The 15,293-nt window shown below is 63.7% G+C and carries 11 protein-coding genes; 5 read left to right on the top strand and 6 right to left on the bottom strand.

What is annotated here, in order from left to right; translation table 11 throughout:
* Window positions 1–23: 23 nt before the first annotated feature.
* Entirely contained in the window at window positions 24–794 is a 771-nt protein-coding gene (locus tag IVA75_RS12840; protein ID WP_247285239.1) for a helix-turn-helix transcriptional regulator, read from the bottom strand.
* Window positions 795–976: 182 nt separating this feature from the next.
* Here IVA75_RS12840 and IVA75_RS12835 point away from each other — a divergent pair, with 182 nt between their 5' ends.
* The 5 genes from IVA75_RS12835 to IVA75_RS12815 all read left to right on the top strand — a co-directional run bounded on the left by IVA75_RS12835 (window position 977) and on the right by IVA75_RS12815 (window position 8,469).
* Entirely contained in the window at window positions 977–3,238 is a 2,262-nt protein-coding gene (locus IVA75_RS12835) for a marine proteobacterial sortase target protein (RefSeq protein ID WP_247285238.1), read from the top strand.
* A gap of 168 nt (window positions 3,239–3,406) precedes the next feature.
* Window positions 3,407–3,976 (top strand): class GN sortase, encoded by a 570-nt coding sequence (locus tag IVA75_RS12830; protein WP_247285237.1) that lies wholly within the window; start codon window positions 3,407–3,409, stop codon window positions 3,974–3,976.
* A 152-nt stretch (window positions 3,977–4,128) separates the two neighbouring features.
* Entirely contained in the window at window positions 4,129–5,109 is a 981-nt protein-coding gene (locus tag IVA75_RS12825; protein ID WP_247285236.1) for a glycosyltransferase family 2 protein, read from the top strand.
* 159 nt (window positions 5,110–5,268) lie between these two features.
* Window positions 5,269–7,488 carry an acetate--CoA ligase family protein gene (locus tag IVA75_RS12820; RefSeq protein WP_247285235.1) on the top strand — a complete coding sequence of 740 codons (2,220 nt, stop codon included), beginning with the start codon at window positions 5,269–5,271 and terminating at the stop codon, window positions 7,486–7,488.
* A 150-nt stretch (window positions 7,489–7,638) separates the two neighbouring features.
* Window positions 7,639–8,469, top strand: a complete 831-nt coding sequence (locus tag IVA75_RS12815; protein WP_247285234.1) for an MlaD family protein — start codon at window positions 7,639–7,641, stop codon at window positions 8,467–8,469.
* A gap of 3 nt (window positions 8,470–8,472) precedes the next feature.
* Here the strand turns inward: IVA75_RS12815 and IVA75_RS12810 are convergent, their stop codons facing one another.
* The 5 genes from IVA75_RS12810 to urtE all read right to left on the bottom strand — a co-directional run bounded on the left by IVA75_RS12810 (window position 8,473) and on the right by urtE (window position 15,289).
* Window positions 8,473–11,514 (bottom strand): autotransporter domain-containing protein, encoded by a 3,042-nt coding sequence (locus IVA75_RS12810; RefSeq protein WP_247285233.1) that lies wholly within the window; start codon window positions 11,512–11,514, stop codon window positions 8,473–8,475.
* 295 nt (window positions 11,515–11,809) lie between these two features.
* Window positions 11,810–12,850 carry an aliphatic amidase gene (locus tag IVA75_RS12805; RefSeq protein WP_247285232.1) on the bottom strand — a complete coding sequence of 347 codons (1,041 nt, stop codon included), beginning with the start codon at window positions 12,848–12,850 and terminating at the stop codon, window positions 11,810–11,812.
* 39 nt (window positions 12,851–12,889) lie between these two features.
* Window positions 12,890–13,252, bottom strand: a complete 363-nt coding sequence (locus IVA75_RS12800; protein WP_247285231.1) for a zinc ribbon domain-containing protein — start codon at window positions 13,250–13,252, stop codon at window positions 12,890–12,892.
* A 90-nt stretch (window positions 13,253–13,342) separates the two neighbouring features.
* Complete coding sequence (gene fmdA / locus IVA75_RS12795; RefSeq protein WP_007598072.1) at window positions 13,343–14,572, bottom strand: formamidase; 1,230 nt, start codon at window positions 14,570–14,572, stop codon at window positions 13,343–13,345.
* Window positions 14,573–14,599: 27 nt separating this feature from the next.
* Complete coding sequence (gene urtE, locus IVA75_RS12790; protein WP_027565997.1) at window positions 14,600–15,289, bottom strand: urea ABC transporter ATP-binding subunit UrtE; 690 nt, start codon at window positions 15,287–15,289, stop codon at window positions 14,600–14,602.
* Window positions 15,290–15,293 lie beyond the last annotated feature (4 nt).

Below are 15,293 nucleotides of genomic sequence, written 5' to 3'. Positions count from 1 at the left end.
CATTCCGGACAATTTCTTGCGGACTATACCGACAGAAACAGCGCGAACGATTCTTCCACCGTTCGGCGCAGATGCTTTTGGTACAGTTCGTGGTTGGCATCGCCGGGCGCGACCCGCCCCAGTGAGGGCTTCGCGAAGTTTCGAAGCGGCACATAGGCGATCGGCGCTGCGATCGGCGTCAGCTGCGAGCCAGGGCCGGCGCGGAGCGTCGAGATGATCCCGTACATTTCGCCGGCGACCGTCGGCCGCGACACCGTGATCACGCGATGCTGGCCGTGCTTGATGATGACGAGATAGATGAAGCCGGACTGATGCGGCACGGCGACCTCGCCGGTGTGTTCATAGGCGGCATCGGTCCGTTCCCCCTCGCGGAACACCAGTGCAGAGACTTTCGGCTCCCAGACGATCTCGGTGCGGTAGGCGAAGATCGCGTCCCTGTCGCCGAACGACGGTCGCAACGTGATGTAGACGTCCTCGAGCCAGGTCACCGCGCGATGTGCATAGGAGCCGAGGCTGTCGGGCGCGACATCGCTTGCGGCCGGAGGCGTCACCACGGCGGCGCTTCTGCGCAGGGAAACGCCCAGCGCCTGCTCCAGCCGCACCGTGGTCGCCAGGGTGAACGGCCGTCGGCCGCCGAGCACCTTCTCGAGAGTCGACAGGCTGAGCTTGGCCTGCTCGGCCAGCGCCTGCCGGGAGATCCGGCGTCTGGCGAGCTCCTCGCGAATGGTCTCCGCAATCTCGCGACTCTGCTCGTCCGAAAGCTGCTTGTCGGTGAATTTGTCCTGCGTCTGCATCGTGGCCCTGCTCCAGGATGACATCCTAGCAGGGCGGACAAACCAGCACAAAACCGCACTTCGCCCCCCGGCGGCGGCCCGTGCGGGCCGGCCGCGACGGATCATTGCCGATCATTCTGCTCGCGCAATCGGGCCGTCCCGGCGGATGCTCATAGCCAGCAAACATCCTCGGAGCAGGCAAAATGGATACCTACGACACGATGGACAGCAACGAACACCCTTGGCTGGGCAGACTGATCGTGGTCGGACTTTTCCTTCTAGCGCAGGGCATCGCGGTGATGCTGGTCGCCTTCGTGGCGCTGCTGGTGAGCTTGGAGCCGGGCTGGTCGGCTACGACGGAGCAGGCCAGCCTGCTCCAGCCCGGCGATGCCAAATCCGGGTCTCTTCTCCTCAAGGAGGACGGCGCCTACACGGAAGCAATCCGCCTCGGCATCGACGTCGACATCACGGTATCAGGCCCGACGCTGCGCGCCCGCGTCACCCAGATCTTCCGCAATCCGACCAAGGATTGGGTCGAGGCGACCTATGTCTATCCGCTCCCCGCCGGCGGTGCCGTCGATTCGCTGAAGATGGTGGTCGGCAACCGCGTCATCGTGGGCGACATCAAGGAGCGGCAGCAGGCGCGCGTGATCTACGAAGAGGCGCGCCGGGCCGGCCAGAAGGCCGCGCTCACCGAACAGGAACGGCCGAACATCTTCACCAACTCGGTCGCCAATATCGGTCCCGGAGAAACCGTGTTGGTGCAGATCGAATATCAGGAACCGGTGCACCAATCCGGCAACGAATATTCGCTGCGCCTGCCGCTGGTAGTGGGGCCGCGCTACAATCCGGCGCCGATCGTCCAGAACGTCGATTTCCGCAACGACGGTTCCGGCTGGGGCGCGGCGAATTCGGACCCGGTGCCGGACCGCGACCGCATCTCGTCGCCCGTGCTGGATCCCGCCCGGAATGCGCCGGTCAATCCGACCAGCATCACGGTGCGCCTGAACGCCGGCTTTGCGCTCGGCGAGGTCAAGAGCCTCCACCATAATTTCAAGGTCGAGAGCCCGGACAATACGACGCGAATTGTCACGCTTGCCGACGGTGCCGTGCCTGCCGACCGCGATTTTGAACTGACCTGGAAGCCGGCTGCCGTGAAGGCGCCGTCGGTCGGCTTGTTCCGCGAGCGCGTCGGCGACGCCGATTATCTGCTCGCCTTCGTCACCCCGCCCCCCGCCGAGCAGGCGACGCAGAAGCCACGGCCGCGCGAGGTGGTGTTCGTGATCGACAATTCCGGCTCGATGGGCGGCACGTCGATCGTTCAGGCCAAGGCGAGCCTCACCTACGCGCTCTCCCGTCTCCAGCCGTCCGACCGTTTCAACGTCATCCGTTTCGACGACACCATGGACGTGCTGTTTCCGGCTTCCGTGGCGGCGGATGCCGAGCGTGTCGGTGAAGCCACCTCGTTCGTCAGCGCGTTGCAGGCGCGTGGCGGCACCGAGATGGTGCCGGCGATGCGGGCCGCGCTGACCGACAAGCTCGGCGACGCCAGCATGGTTCGCCAGGTCGTATTCCTGACCGATGGTGCGATCGGCAACGAGCAGCAATTGTTCGAAACGATCACGGCGATGCGCGGCCGCTCGCGCGTGTTCATGGTCGGCATCGGCTCGGCGCCCAACACCTATCTGATGACGCGCGCCGCTGAGCTCGGCCGGGGTGCCTTCACCCATATCGGCTCCGTCGAGCAAGTCGAGGAGCGCATGCGCGGCCTGTTTGCCAAGCTCGAGAACCCGGCCGTGACCGGGCTGAGCGCCAAGTTCTCCGAAGCCAAGGCCGACGTCACACCGACGATCATTCCCGACGTCTATCGCGACGAGCCGCTGGTGCTGGCGGCAAAGCTCGACACGCTGGCGGGCTCGGTCGAGATCAAGGGCCGCGTCGGCGACCGCCCATGGTCCGTGACGCTGCCGCTGCAAAATGCGGCCGAAGGCAAAGGCCTGTCGAAGCTTTGGGCCAAGCGCAAGATCGATGATGCCGAAGTGGCGCGCACCCTGCGCGAGATGACGCCCGAAGACTCCGACAAGGCGATCCTGGCACTGGCACTCGACCATCAGATCGTCACCCGGCTCACCAGCCTCGTCGCGGTCGACAAGACGCCGAGCCGTCCCGAAGGCGAGCCGCTCAAGCCCAGCGAGTTGCCGATCAACCTGCCGGCCGGTTGGGATTTCGCGAAGGTCTTTGGCGAACGACAGCAAGTCCCGGCGCAGCTCCGCGAGCGTCACGCCGATGCACGCAACCAGCCGGCCACGAGGCGGCCGACGCCCGCTGCACCGGATACGATCCGCCTGCCCAAGACCGCGACCTCAGCAGAGCTGAAAATGACCGCAGGCCTGATCCTGATCGTGCTCGCCCTGATCCTGTTCGTGTTCAACCGGCGTCAGACCTTGCTCACTGACGCCGCTTGAGAGAGGAGCCCCCCGAACTCCTCTGTTAGCGCGCGCGGCTGCCCGTCCCACACCAACGGCCGCGCGCGCCTTTTTGTTGTCATTGCGAGCGCAGCGAAGCAATCCAGGCTGCCTCCGCGGAAAGATTCTGGATTGCTTCGCTTCGCTCGCATGACGAGTGTGGAAACAATGCCCCGCTTCATCTCTCCCCTGGCTCTCGCCCTGATCGGCATCATCCTTTTCGGCGACGGCGCCTACATCCATGCCAAAGCGTGGCTCGCGCAGGTGCTGCTGGAGCGCGCGTTCGACCGGAGCGTTGCAACCGGCGAAGTGGTCAGGCCATGGTCATGGGCCGATACCTGGCCGGTCGCGCGAATCGAGGTGAAGCGGATCGGCGCCAGCGCGATCGTGCTGGAAGGCGCGAGCGGCCAGGCGCTCGCTTTCGGGCCCGGCCATATCCGCCAAACGGCTGACGCGGGCGAACGGGGTGTTGCCGTATATGCAGCGCACCGCGACACTCATTTCCGCTTCCTGCGGAATGTCGCCATTGGTGACCTGATCGATGTTACAAGCAGTGATGGCAAGCACTTTCGTTTTCGCGCGGATTCCTCCGCTGTGGTTCGCTTCGATGCCTCCGGCATCGATCCTGCGGCACGGACTGCCGAACTCGTGCTCGCGACCTGCTGGCCGTTCGATGCCGTCGCGTCCGGCCCCGAGCGCTATATCCTGCATGCCACCCTGATCGGAGCCGATGAATAGCGGTTCGCAATCGATCCGCACCCCCCTCTTGAATCCGCCCGACCTGTAGGGACAATCCCGCTTGATGGAACCGCTGAACCGGCGCCGTCGACCGGAGACCTATCAGAACGGCCCATTGGGCATTTTCGCTGCAATTTGCGAGAAGAACGGTGATGGATGAGGAGTTCAGGCAGCGTCTCGAACAGCTCGAGAACCGCGTCGCGCTCCTGGAGAGGAACCAGGATCTTATTGCCGCCGGGCAAAGACGCTCCTCGCTTCGGAGCCTCTGGCGCCGCCCGCCGATGTGGACCTTCGAGCAATATCCGCCGCGCCTGCTCAACCTGACGGCTTTCCCGCCAGCACCTGCAATCCATTCGGGTGCGCCCCGAATCGCGATGGTCACGCCGAGCTACAACCATGTGCAATATCTCGGCGCCACGATCGACAGCATCGTCAGCCAGAACTATCCGGACCTGTATTATCACGTGCAGGACGGCGCCTCGATCGACGGCACGCTCGATCTCCTGAAGAGCCGCGGCGATAGCCTGAGCTGGAGCAGCGTACCGGACAAGGGGCAATCCAGCGCCATCAATCTCGGCTTCGCCGGCGTCGAGAGCGAGATCATGGCCTATCTCAACAGCGACGACATCCTGCTGCCCGGAACACTTGCATATGTCGCAAATTACTTCATCGCACATCCGCATGTCGACGTCGTCTACGGCCATCGCATTTTCATCGATCGCGAGGGACTCGAGGTCGGCCGCGCCGTGCTGCCGCCCCATGACGGGAAGGCGTTGCGATATGCCGACTACATTCCCCAAGAGACGATGTTCTGGCGCAAGCGCGTGTGGGACAGCATCGGACCGATCGACGAGAGCTTGCACTACGCGATGGACTGGGACTTCATCCTGCGAGCGCAAGCCGCGGGATTCAAATTCGCACGCTTGCCGCGATTTCTCGCCTGCTTCCGAATCCATGACGCACAAAAGACGGCGTCCACCTATGCGGTCGGCGTCAGGGAGATGGGCGTCCTGCGGCGACGCATTCTCGGCTTTGAGCCGACTCAGATGCAGATCCGGCGCGCCATCGCTCCTTATCTCGCGAAGCAGCTGGCCTATCACTACGCCTACAAGCTCGGCATGCTGAGATATTGAACGACCGCGCGAGCAGTGATCCGTGGATGTCGATCACCAGGGCTTGACGCGCGCTCATTCCACCGCACGGCATGCCCGCCCACGTGGTTGCCAGTCCGAAGAACTCGCCATAGAACAGAGCGACGCACCGCCAACAAGAACAACTGGTGAGGTCACACCATGGAAGCTCGCGTATCTGCCGCCTCCGCTTCATCGCGCCCATGGTCTCCGCCGCCCGATGCCAGCGACATCGTCAAGGGCATCCACGCCATGCTGCATCCGCGCAACATCGTGCTGGTGGGCGCGACAGACAAACCCGGCAACTATGCCGAGCGCATTTGGAACAATCTGGTCAAATACGGCTACGAAGGCGGGCTCTATCCGGTCAACGCCAAACGCGACACCGTCTGGGGTGTCCCCTGCTACAAGGACTTTGCAAGCCTCCCGGAAAAGCCCGACCACGTGCTGGTGCTGGTCCCGGCGCGCTTTGCCGTGCAGGTGATCCGCGATGCCGCCGTGGCCGGCGCGCGCTCGGCCACCATCGTCACCTCGGGCTTCAGCGAGCTGCAGGACGAGGAAAGCCAGAAGCTCGCCGCCGAACTGCAAGCGGCCGTGCGCGAGACGGGATTGGCGGTCACCGGCCCGAACTGCCTCGGCAATTTGAGCGCCGGCGAAAAGCTCTTCACCAATATCGACGACCGTATCGTCACCATGGAACAGGGCGCGGTGGCGATTGCAGGGCAATCCGGCGCCATCGTCATGGCGATCCGCCAGGCTTTGGAAGATCGCGGCGTCGGGGTCGGCTACATGGTGACGACCGGCAACGAGGCCGGGCTCGAGACGCCGGACCTGATGCGCTATTTCGCCGAGGATCCGAGCATCAAGGTGATCGTGGTGTACCTCGAAGGCGTGCGCAACACCAAGGCATTCCGGGACGCCTGCAAGGCGGCCCGCGCCGCGAGCAAACCGGTGATCGCGCTCAAGCTTGGGGCGTCCGAGGGTGGCCGCGCGGCGGCGATGGCACACACCGGCGCGCTCGCGGGCTCGATCGAGACATTCGATGCCATTGCAACGCGCGAAGGGGTCATCAGGGTCGGCGGGCTCGACGAACTGATCGAGACCACCGAATGCTTCGTCCACGCCGCTGTACCCAGGGGCGACCGACTCGCTGCAGTGACGCTATCCGGCGGCAAGCGCGGCATGCTGATCGACGCCTTCGATGCAGAAGGCCTGAATTTTGCACCGCTCAGCTCGCACGTCGGTTCGGAGCTGGCAAAGATGCTCGGGCCGGGCTCGATCGTCGGCAACCCGCTCGACGCTGGCTTTGCCGCGGTGGTCGATCCCTCCGTCTACATGAAAACGATCGGGCTGATGATCGACGACCCCGATATAGACATCGTCATCATCGATGCCGAGCTGCCGAAAGCGCCGCACGAGCTGCGCGAGCGCAATCTGCGCATCGTCGACGAGATGGCGAGCCGGGCCGGCAAGCCGGTGATCTATATCAGCGCGATGTCGATCGGCTTTACCGAGTTCACCAAGAGCTTGCGCAAATCGCTGCCGCATCTTGCGGTCATGCAGGGCATGGATCGCGCGGTGACTGCGATCAAGTCGCTGCTCGACTACGCCAAGCTGCGCAAGGAAGTGCCCGACATCGTCTCCAGCTCGAAGCCCGCCGCGCGTGCCGTGCTGGAGAAGGCACTGAAATCGGCAACCGGCGCCGCGCTCGACGAGGTCGGCTCGAAGAAGCTCTTGAAGGCCTATGGCATCCCGATCTCGAAGGAGGCGATCGCAGAGACGGCAGCCGAGGCCGTGAAGATAGCCAAGCAGATCGGCTTCCCAGTCGTGGCCAAAGTCGTCAGCGCCGAGATCCTGCACAAATCAGATATCGGCGGCGTGGTGCTGAATCTCACCAGCGCGGCCGAAGTGAAAAAGGCGTTCGCCGACATCACCGCGCGGGTGAACAAGTTGAAGGGCAAGCCGAAGCTCGACGGCATCCTGATCGCGCAACAGGTCAAGGCCGATCTGGAACTCGTGGTCGGCGCCTCCCTCGATGCCGAGATGGGCCCGGTCGTGCTGTTCGGCACCGGCGGCATCGACATCGAGCTGATGAAGGACGTCGCGCTCGCCGGTGCGCCGCTGGACGAGGACGAGGCGCGGCTTCTGATCGGCCGCACCAAGGCCGGCATCAAGATGCGCGGCTATCGCGGCAAGCCGGCCTTGCACGAGGCCTCCGCGGTGAAGGCCCTGGTCGGCCTCTCCAACCTGATCGCGGATGCCGGCGACCGGATCGCCTCGATCGACGTCAATCCGTTCCTGATCAATGCCAAAACAGGCGTCGCCGTCGATGCCCTGATCGTGCTGAACAATGCTGCGGCCAAGCGCGCCGCTGGGCATTGATGTCGCTGAGAGCGGATGGTCGTTGCGCTTCCGCCTTCGCTCTTCGAGCAACACCGGATAAGTCGTTAACCCGCCAAGCCTAACATTGCCGCCGACAGCCTCTTCCGGGCTGCTTCCAACTTCCCCGTTTTGGCCGTAAAATCACCCGGCATGGCACGCGCGAGCAATCTGGTGATCGGAACGGCGACGCTGGCGGTGATCGCCGTGGCGTTCGGCGGCGTGCTCGGCGTGCAGAAATGGCGCACCCTCCAGAGCCGCAGCCAGTTGCGCGTGGTATTCGAGGGCGGCTCCGCCAGCGGATTGCGTCGCGGCGGGCCGGTCAATTTCGACGGCGTCCCCGCAGGCCAGATCCTGTCGATCAAGCTGGACAATCCGCGCAAGGTCGTGGCCCTGGTGATGCTCGACAACTCCGCGCCGATCCGCAAGGACACCGTCGCCGGCATCGAGTTTCAGGGTCTCACCGGCGTCGCCGCGGTCTCGCTGATCGGCGGCGCGCCCTCGGCGCCGCCGGTGCCGCTGGACTCGGACGGCGTCCCCGTGCTGACCGCCGATCTCAGCGACGCCGAATCGATCGTCGACACCCTACATAGTGTCGACCGCACCATCGTCAGCAACGCCCCGGCGATCAAGGAGGGCCTGCGCACGTTCGAGAACTACACCGCTGATCTCCGGAGCAAGGGCGGCGAAATCGATTCCGTCATGGCCAAGGTCGACAGCGCCTTCGCGGGCTTCGACAAGGCGGTCACAAAGATCGAAGGCGTAGTGCCCGGCTTTGCCGACGGCAAGGCGGATGAACTGTTCGAAAAGATCCAGGGATTGCACGAGCTCGCCGATACCATGAGGAAGAAATCGGCGAACTTCCTCGAAGACATCCGTCGCTCGCTGCTCGACGTCAGCGAGGCCGCCAACAAGATGAGCGGGACACCCACACCGGCCGCCGCTCCGCGCCCGCCGCGCAAGCCGGCGCAGCAGAAACGGTAGCGCCTACCAGGCGTAGCGGACGACGCCCTTGCCGGCGTAAGAGCGGGTGACATTCGAGAACTCCCCCTCGAAAGTCGCCGACGCAGACCAGCCGTTCATCCAGCTCATCTGCACTGCCGCTGTGGTCAGCGCGGAATCGTGCGCCTGGGCGGCGCCGTTCACCACGAACGCGGATCCCGGCAACGTCTGGAAGACCGCACCGACGGTGCGATCCGGATTGTAGTCATGTGCCCAGGCGACGCGGCCGCGTAGGGTCATCAGGCCGCCGGCTGCGGCGAACGACCTGTCCGCGCGCAGGCCGAGCTCAGTGCGGGTGCTGGTCGCGTCCTTGGCGGCATAATTCAGCGCGAAGACGTTGCTGCCGACCACAGCGAACTCCGAATAGCTCGGAAGACTGAACACGGTGGCCTGGAGCGCCGCATAGGGCGTGAGGCCGATCCACTGCGAGACATAGCGATAGCCGCCCTCGATACGGCCCGAGAGCGCGTTGGCGCTGAACTGCGCACGCAACTGGTCGACGCCGGCGGCGGTGACGATGCGGTTGGTCGTGACGTCCTGCCAGCCATAGGCCAGCGCGGCCGTTATGTAGGCCGGTCCTGCGTTGTGACGCACGAAGGCGCCGGCCTGGAACAGGTCGGAGCGACCCCAGCCGAGTCCGTTGACGTTGAAGCCGGTCGCCCCGCCCGCAAGCGCGAAGCCGGCGATCGTGGACGGCGAGAAGCGGTAGTCGAGGCCGACGGCGGTGCCGTAGACGCTGCTGCTGGTGTTGTTTGAGCCGAGGCCGGCATTGCCGTCGGTGGTCTGCGAGCCACCATAGCCGGCCGCCCACACGTCCCAGCGTTGTTCGAAACTCGTCGGCGGCGTCTTGCTATGGATCGAGGCAAGAGCGTCGCGTGCGTTCCTGTCGCGTGTGCCCTTGCCGGTCGCAGCATACGCATTCGCGCTCGTCTCGTCGGCGAAGGGCGTCGCACCCGGCGTCCCGTTGCGCCCCGCGCCAAACACGTCGGTGAGCAGGCCGAGGAACAGGTTCATCGCGTTGAAGGTCGTCTGCTGCGTGCCCGTCGCCGACTCGCCGGAGGCCTGTGTCAGCCCGTTAGGACCGAGGCCCGCAAATTCGGCTCTCAGGCCGCCATTGGCGTTGAAGAAGTTCTGAAGAGTCGTGGCGACATTCTTCTGATTGACGTTGAGAGCGTATTTCGCACCATAGTCCAGTGTGAAATTGAGATAGACAGCGCCGGCGGGATCGACGGTCGTCGTGCCGATAAGGCCCCCGGGAGCGGCGACACCGGCAAAGTTATCGGTGGCCGAGCCGGAAAACTGCATGATCTTGTATTGCGGTAACACGGTGCTGCCAGCATATAGCGAGACGCCGACGGTGCCGCTCAGGGTGACGTTGCCGAAAACATTGGCAAAGCTCGCGGTGGTTCCGCTGCCGACCTGCACGAGGTAAAGCGCGCCAGACTGGAACGCGAGGTCGCCGAGAACCAGCATGCTCGAACCCGGCCCGCCGTCGCCGGGCGCAAAGATGCCGCCGGTGGCGATGACCGTGTTGCCGACAATTCCGGCACCGAAGAGCGCACCGCCGGCCTTCACGATGGTCAGGCTCGATTGGGAGATATCTCCATCGACCCGCAGGATGCCACCACTCACCGTCGTGGTGCCGGTGTAGGTATTGGTGCCCGAGAGGATCAGAGTCCCGCTGCCGACCTTCTCCAGCGAACCAATCCCCACGGGACTGCAACCGCACGGATCTGGATCGTAGTCGCCGATGACACCGCTGACTTCGGTCGAGCGGTTGTTGCTGCCGACGATGAGGGTGTTGCCGCCGCCGATATAGTAGGTGCCGCTGCCTTCGATCGAACCCGCGGTGATGACGTGGTCGCTGTTTGGACCGATGCTGATGCCGAAATTGACGATGCCCGTCCCGGTGGTGATGAAGCGCGCGTTGCCGCCGGTGGAATTGTCGAAGAACTCGGTCTTGCCGCCGTCCTTGGTAATGATCGTTGCATCACCGGCCGTGGTGAACGCGCCGAAATTGGTCAGGCCGCCGGACTCGTTGATGATCGTTGCATTGCCGGCGGTCGCAGTATCGGACCCGAAGAACGTGCCAAACACGGTCCCGCTAAGGTCATTGTTCACGATGGTCGCCGAGCCGGCCGAGGACTGCTCGGTAAATACGGTGCCGCCGCCATTCTGGTTGGTGATGGTGGCGGTGCCCGCATTGGTTCGGCCAAAGAAGCCGATCAAGCCGCTATCGTTGACGATGGTCGCCCGGCCGGCCGTGGCGGTGTCGGTCCCGCCCCCCAATGGATCTCCGAAATAGATCAGGCCGTTGTTTGTGATCACCATCGAGCTGGCGGAGGTCGCGTTGAGGAACTGCGTCGTGCCGGAGAAACTGTTCGAGAGCGACGTGATGCCCGACGTATCGGCATTGACGACACTGAAGAGCCCGTCATTGTCGACCGCACCGACGATGCTCGCGGTATGCGTCGCGTCGCCGAGCTGCAACGCCGCACACGAACAGATGAAGGTGCCGCCGGTATAGGTGTTGGCGCCGAGCAACGCTAGGATACCGGGTCCCTGAACGTTGATCCCGCCGCTGCCGACGATGCGTGAGCTGATCACGGCCGATGGGTCCGCCGTGCCGGTGACATCGTTGGTATCAAATGTAGTGCCGCCCGAGGCCAGCCGGAGGTCGCCGCCCTGGATGGTGTAGACCGAACCGTCGCCGGTGAGGTCAAAGCCCACGAGGCTCGTGAGTTGCACTCCGCTCGGCGTAACCGTCACCGTGCCGCCCGTTGCGGGCGTCGAGGGAACGCTACTGCCGAACAGCGTGCCGGCTGACAAGGGATCATAGGCCGTACTGACCGAACCGAAGAAATCCGTCCAGTTGGTCGTGGTGTTGTCCCATACACCGCCGCCGCCGTTGACGACGCCGTTCGGCGTGGTCTGCGATCCGTTGAATACTTGCTGCGCCTGGACGGCGCCCGTCGACAGGCAGAGGCCGAACAGCATCGCAACGACGGACGACGCGGCCGCACCCATGCGCAGTCGGCTCTGCCCGTTCGATGGCGATCGAAATTCCACCCCAACGCCCCTTGTCACCGGCGCTCCCAGCCGCGCCGCCGCCAAATTAGGCGACCAGTTCCCTCCGTGAAACTACGGAATCCATGGAATCGGCCGTCGGGGACACAACCGGGGTTGATTCAGCGGGTGATGTTGCAACCGCGCCACGCTTTTGCGAGACACAATTCGCATTCTACGCACATGGGCCTGCGTCAGAGTGTCCACGCACATGTATGGTGGTTCACATCGACGCCGATGTCAGAGCCATCGTGGCTCAGTAATTCGACGGCGCCGCTTCATTCGGGATGCCGTCGATCGGGCATTCGGCGGTCCCGGGCGTCGCGCGCGTCATCGCCTCGACCATGTCCCTTGTGCCTTCGGGATCGGCGATCCAGTTCTTGTAGAAATCATAGGGGCAGGCGGCGACGCCGCGCGGGCTTTCGCCGGAATTGATCATGCCGGTGTAACCTCGATGGACCAGCTTGTAGAGATGGTTCTGCGACTGGCCGTTGCGGCGCGCATCGCGGATCAGATGCTTCGACAGCTGGGCATATTGGATGCCGTAGTCCTCCTCGCCGCACTCCCCAAGGGTGCGGCCATCGAAGCCGATGATCGCGGAGTGACCGAAATAGGAATAGACCCCGTCGAAGCCGGCGGCGTTGGCGACCGCGACGTAGACGTTGTTGGCCCACGCCATCGCCTTTGAAATCAGGATCTGCTGCTCCTTGGCCGGATACATGTAGCCCTGGCAGCGTACGATCAACTCGGCCCCTTTCATGGCGCAGTCGCGCCAGATCTCCGGGAAATTGCCGTCGTCGCAGATGATCAGGCTGACCTTCATCCCCTTCGGGCCGTCGGAGACATAGGTGCAATTGCCGGGATACCAGCCCTCGATCGGCACCCACGGCATGATCTTGCGGTACTTCTGTACGATCTCACCCTTGTCGTTCATCAGGATCAGGGTGTTGTAGGGCGCCTTGTTCGGATGCTCCTCGTGGCGCTCGCCGGTCAGCGAGAACACGCCCCACACCTTGGCCTTGCGGCAGGCCTCCGCAAAAATCGCGGTCTCTTCACCGGGCACCGCGCAAGCGGTCTCGTACATCTCCTTGGAGTCGTACATGATGCCCTGGGTGGAGTATTCCGGGAAAATCACCAGATCCATGCCGGGAAGGCCGGTCTTCATGCCCACCACCATGTCGGCGATCTTGCGGGCGTTATCGAGCACCTCGGCCTTGGTGTGCAGGCGGGGCATCTTGTAGTTGACCACCGCGACGCCGACGGTGTCGTTGCTGCTGGAGATGTCACCGTGAAGCATTGAATTGCTCCTCTACTGTGTTTGAGATTGTTGCGTGAATCAGTGACTGATCATCCAGGGCCGCGCGGTCGGAAAGCCCTTCGCACCGCTCCTGGTCTTGGTCACCAGCCGCGCCGGCTTTTTCTTGTCCGACGAGTTTTTTCCCTTGGAGCAGCAGCCGCAGCCTGGGCCATGCGACGCCTTGTATTGCGCGAGCGTCTGCGGCGCGTGCGTGCTGCGCTCGTTGACTGCGTGAGCCGTGCGCGTCTCCGACGGCATGCAGAAGAAGTTCGGGGCGGTCAGAATGACGCGCGGCGCCATGATTTCACATTGCGGACAGACCTGCGGATCGTCGCATTCGGCCATCGGCCGCATATCCTTGAACGAACCGCAATCGTCACAGAGATATTCATAGACCGGCATCGCATCATCCCTACGCTGTTGCCTGTGAGAGAACTGCCGCGGCGGATGCGGGGCGGCAGCTACGCCGTCCCGCATGCCGTCGCGCAGGGATTACTTGTCCGGCGATATCGGCATCTGGATATCGCCCTTAATGTGCTTGATCGGACCCGCCGAGGACGGCATCACGTCGAAGTCGAAGATTTCCGTCGGCAGCCATAATGTGGCGCAAGCGTTGGGCACGTCGACCACGCCGGAGATGTGGCCCTGAACCGGTGCGGTGCCGAGGATCGAATAGGCCTGGGCGCCGGAGTAGCCGAACTTCTTCAGATATTCGATCGCATTCAGGCAGGCCTGGCGATAGGCGATGGTGACGTCGAGATAATGCTGCTTGCCGGCCTCGTCGACCGAGATGCCTTCGAAGATCAGATAGTCCTTGTAGTTCGGGGTGATCGGCGACGGCTTGAAAATCGGATTCTTGACGCCGTACTTCGCCATGCCGTCCTTGATCACCTCGACCTTCAGATGCAGCCAACCAGCCATCTCGATCGCGCCGCAGAAGGTGATCTCGCCGTCCCCCTGGCTGAAGTGCAGATCGCCCATCGAGAGACCGGCACCCGGCACATAGACGGGGAAGTAGATCTTGGAGCCGCGCGAAAGATCCTTGATGTCGCAATTGCCGCCATGCTCGCGCGGCGGCACGGTGCGCGCGCCTTCCGCGCCGATCTTGTCCTTGACCTCGCCCTTGGCGCGGCCGCCATGGGCCGTCGGCGCGAACGGCGGATTGGCAAGGCCCGGCACACGGGTCGGGTTGGTCGCGATCAGCTCGGCCTCGCGCTTGTTCCAGGTGTCCAGCATCTTCGGATCGGGCAGACAGCCGATCAGGCCGGGATGGATCAGGCCGGCGAAGTTGACGCCCGGAATATGCCGCGACGAGGTGTAGAGGCCCTTGATGTCCCAGATCGACTTCTGCGCCAGCGGGAAATGGTCGGTGAGGAAGCCGCCGCCATTCTGCTTGGAGAAGAAGCCGTTGAAGCCCCACATGCTCTCCTTCATCGGACCGACGTCGAGCAGGTCGACGACGAGCAGGTCGCCGGGCTCGGCGCCCTTGACGCCGATCGGGCCGGAGAGGAAGTGCACGATCGACAGATCGATGTCGCGCACGTCGTCGGCGGAATCGTTGTTCTTGATGAAACCGCCGGTCCAGTCATAGGTCTCGATGATGAAGTCGTCGCCGGGATTGACCCAGGCTACGATCGGAATGTCGGGGTGCCAGCGGTTATGCACCATGTCATTTTCATAGGCCGACTTGGTGAGATCGACCTTGATCAGTGTCTCTGGCATCGAGATGCTCCCCTTTTACACGGTTGGTTAGACGGACAGATATTTCGAGACCTGCGCGGCATCGACGGCGTCGCGCGGATCGTCACGGACGATCTCGCCGTTCTCGATCACCAGCACGCGGTCGGCGATATCGAGCGCGAAGCTCAGGACCTGCTCGGACACGACGATCGAAAGCCCCTTCTCGTCGCGGATGCGCTTGAGCGTGCGCGCCATCTCCTTGATGATCGACGGCTGGATGCCTTCGGTCGGCTCGTCCAGCAGCAGCACTTTTGGCTTGGTCGCCAGCGCGCGAGCGATCGCGAGCTGTTGCTGCTGTCCGCCGGAGAGATTGCCGCCACGGCGGTCCTTCATCTCCAGCAGCACCGGAAACAGTTCGTAGATGTCGCCGGGCACCTCGGTTCCGCCGGAGACCACGAGGCCGGTCTCGATGTTCTCCTTCACCGTCATGGTGGAGAAGATCATGCGGCCCTGCGGTACATAGGCGAGGCCCTTGGCGACGCGCGCGTAGCTCGGCAAGGCACCGAGCTCGGCGCCCTCCATGGTCACCGAGCCGCTCTTCGTAGGCAAAATGCCCATCAGCGATTTCATCAGCGTGGTCTTGCCCATGCCGTTGCGGCCCATGATCGCCACGATCTCGTTGGGCGCGACCTTGACGTTGAGACCGTGCAGCACCTCGCTCTGGCCGTAGGCGACGTGAAGATCAGAGATAGCTAGCATCGTC

It is taken from the genome of Bradyrhizobium sp. 134 (genome assembly GCF_023074155.1).
Taxonomy (GTDB): domain Bacteria; phylum Pseudomonadota; class Alphaproteobacteria; order Rhizobiales; family Xanthobacteraceae; genus Bradyrhizobium.
Note: the sequence above shows the minus strand (reverse complement) of the source record. Positions and strands in the feature narration are given on the sequence as shown.

Excerpts from the sequence above, each read along its gene's own strand:
- IVA75_RS12810 (WP_247285233.1), bottom strand. The coding sequence starts at position 11,514 with ATGGGTGCGGCCGCGTCGTCCGTCGTTGCGATGCTGTTCGGCCTCTGC.
- IVA75_RS12820 (WP_247285235.1), top strand. The coding sequence starts at position 5,269 with ATGGAAGCTCGCGTATCTGCCGCCTCCGCTTCATCGCGCCCATGGTCT.
- IVA75_RS12800 (WP_247285231.1), bottom strand. The coding sequence starts at position 13,252 with ATGCCGGTCTATGAATATCTCTGTGACGATTGCGGTTCGTTCAAGGAT.
- IVA75_RS12815 (WP_247285234.1), top strand. The coding sequence starts at position 7,639 with ATGGCACGCGCGAGCAATCTGGTGATCGGAACGGCGACGCTGGCGGTG.
- IVA75_RS12805 (WP_247285232.1), bottom strand. The coding sequence starts at position 12,850 with ATGCTTCACGGTGACATCTCCAGCAGCAACGACACCGTCGGCGTCGCG.
- fmdA (WP_007598072.1), bottom strand. The coding sequence starts at position 14,572 with ATGCCAGAGACACTGATCAAGGTCGATCTCACCAAGTCGGCCTATGAA.
- IVA75_RS12835 (WP_247285238.1), top strand. The coding sequence starts at position 977 with ATGGATACCTACGACACGATGGACAGCAACGAACACCCTTGGCTGGGC.
- urtE (WP_027565997.1), bottom strand. The coding sequence starts at position 15,289 with ATGCTAGCTATCTCTGATCTTCACGTCGCCTACGGCCAGAGCGAGGTG.
- IVA75_RS12825 (WP_247285236.1), top strand. The coding sequence starts at position 4,129 with ATGGATGAGGAGTTCAGGCAGCGTCTCGAACAGCTCGAGAACCGCGTC.
- IVA75_RS12830 (WP_247285237.1), top strand. The coding sequence starts at position 3,407 with ATGCCCCGCTTCATCTCTCCCCTGGCTCTCGCCCTGATCGGCATCATC.
- IVA75_RS12840 (WP_247285239.1), bottom strand. The coding sequence starts at position 794 with ATGCAGACGCAGGACAAATTCACCGACAAGCAGCTTTCGGACGAGCAG.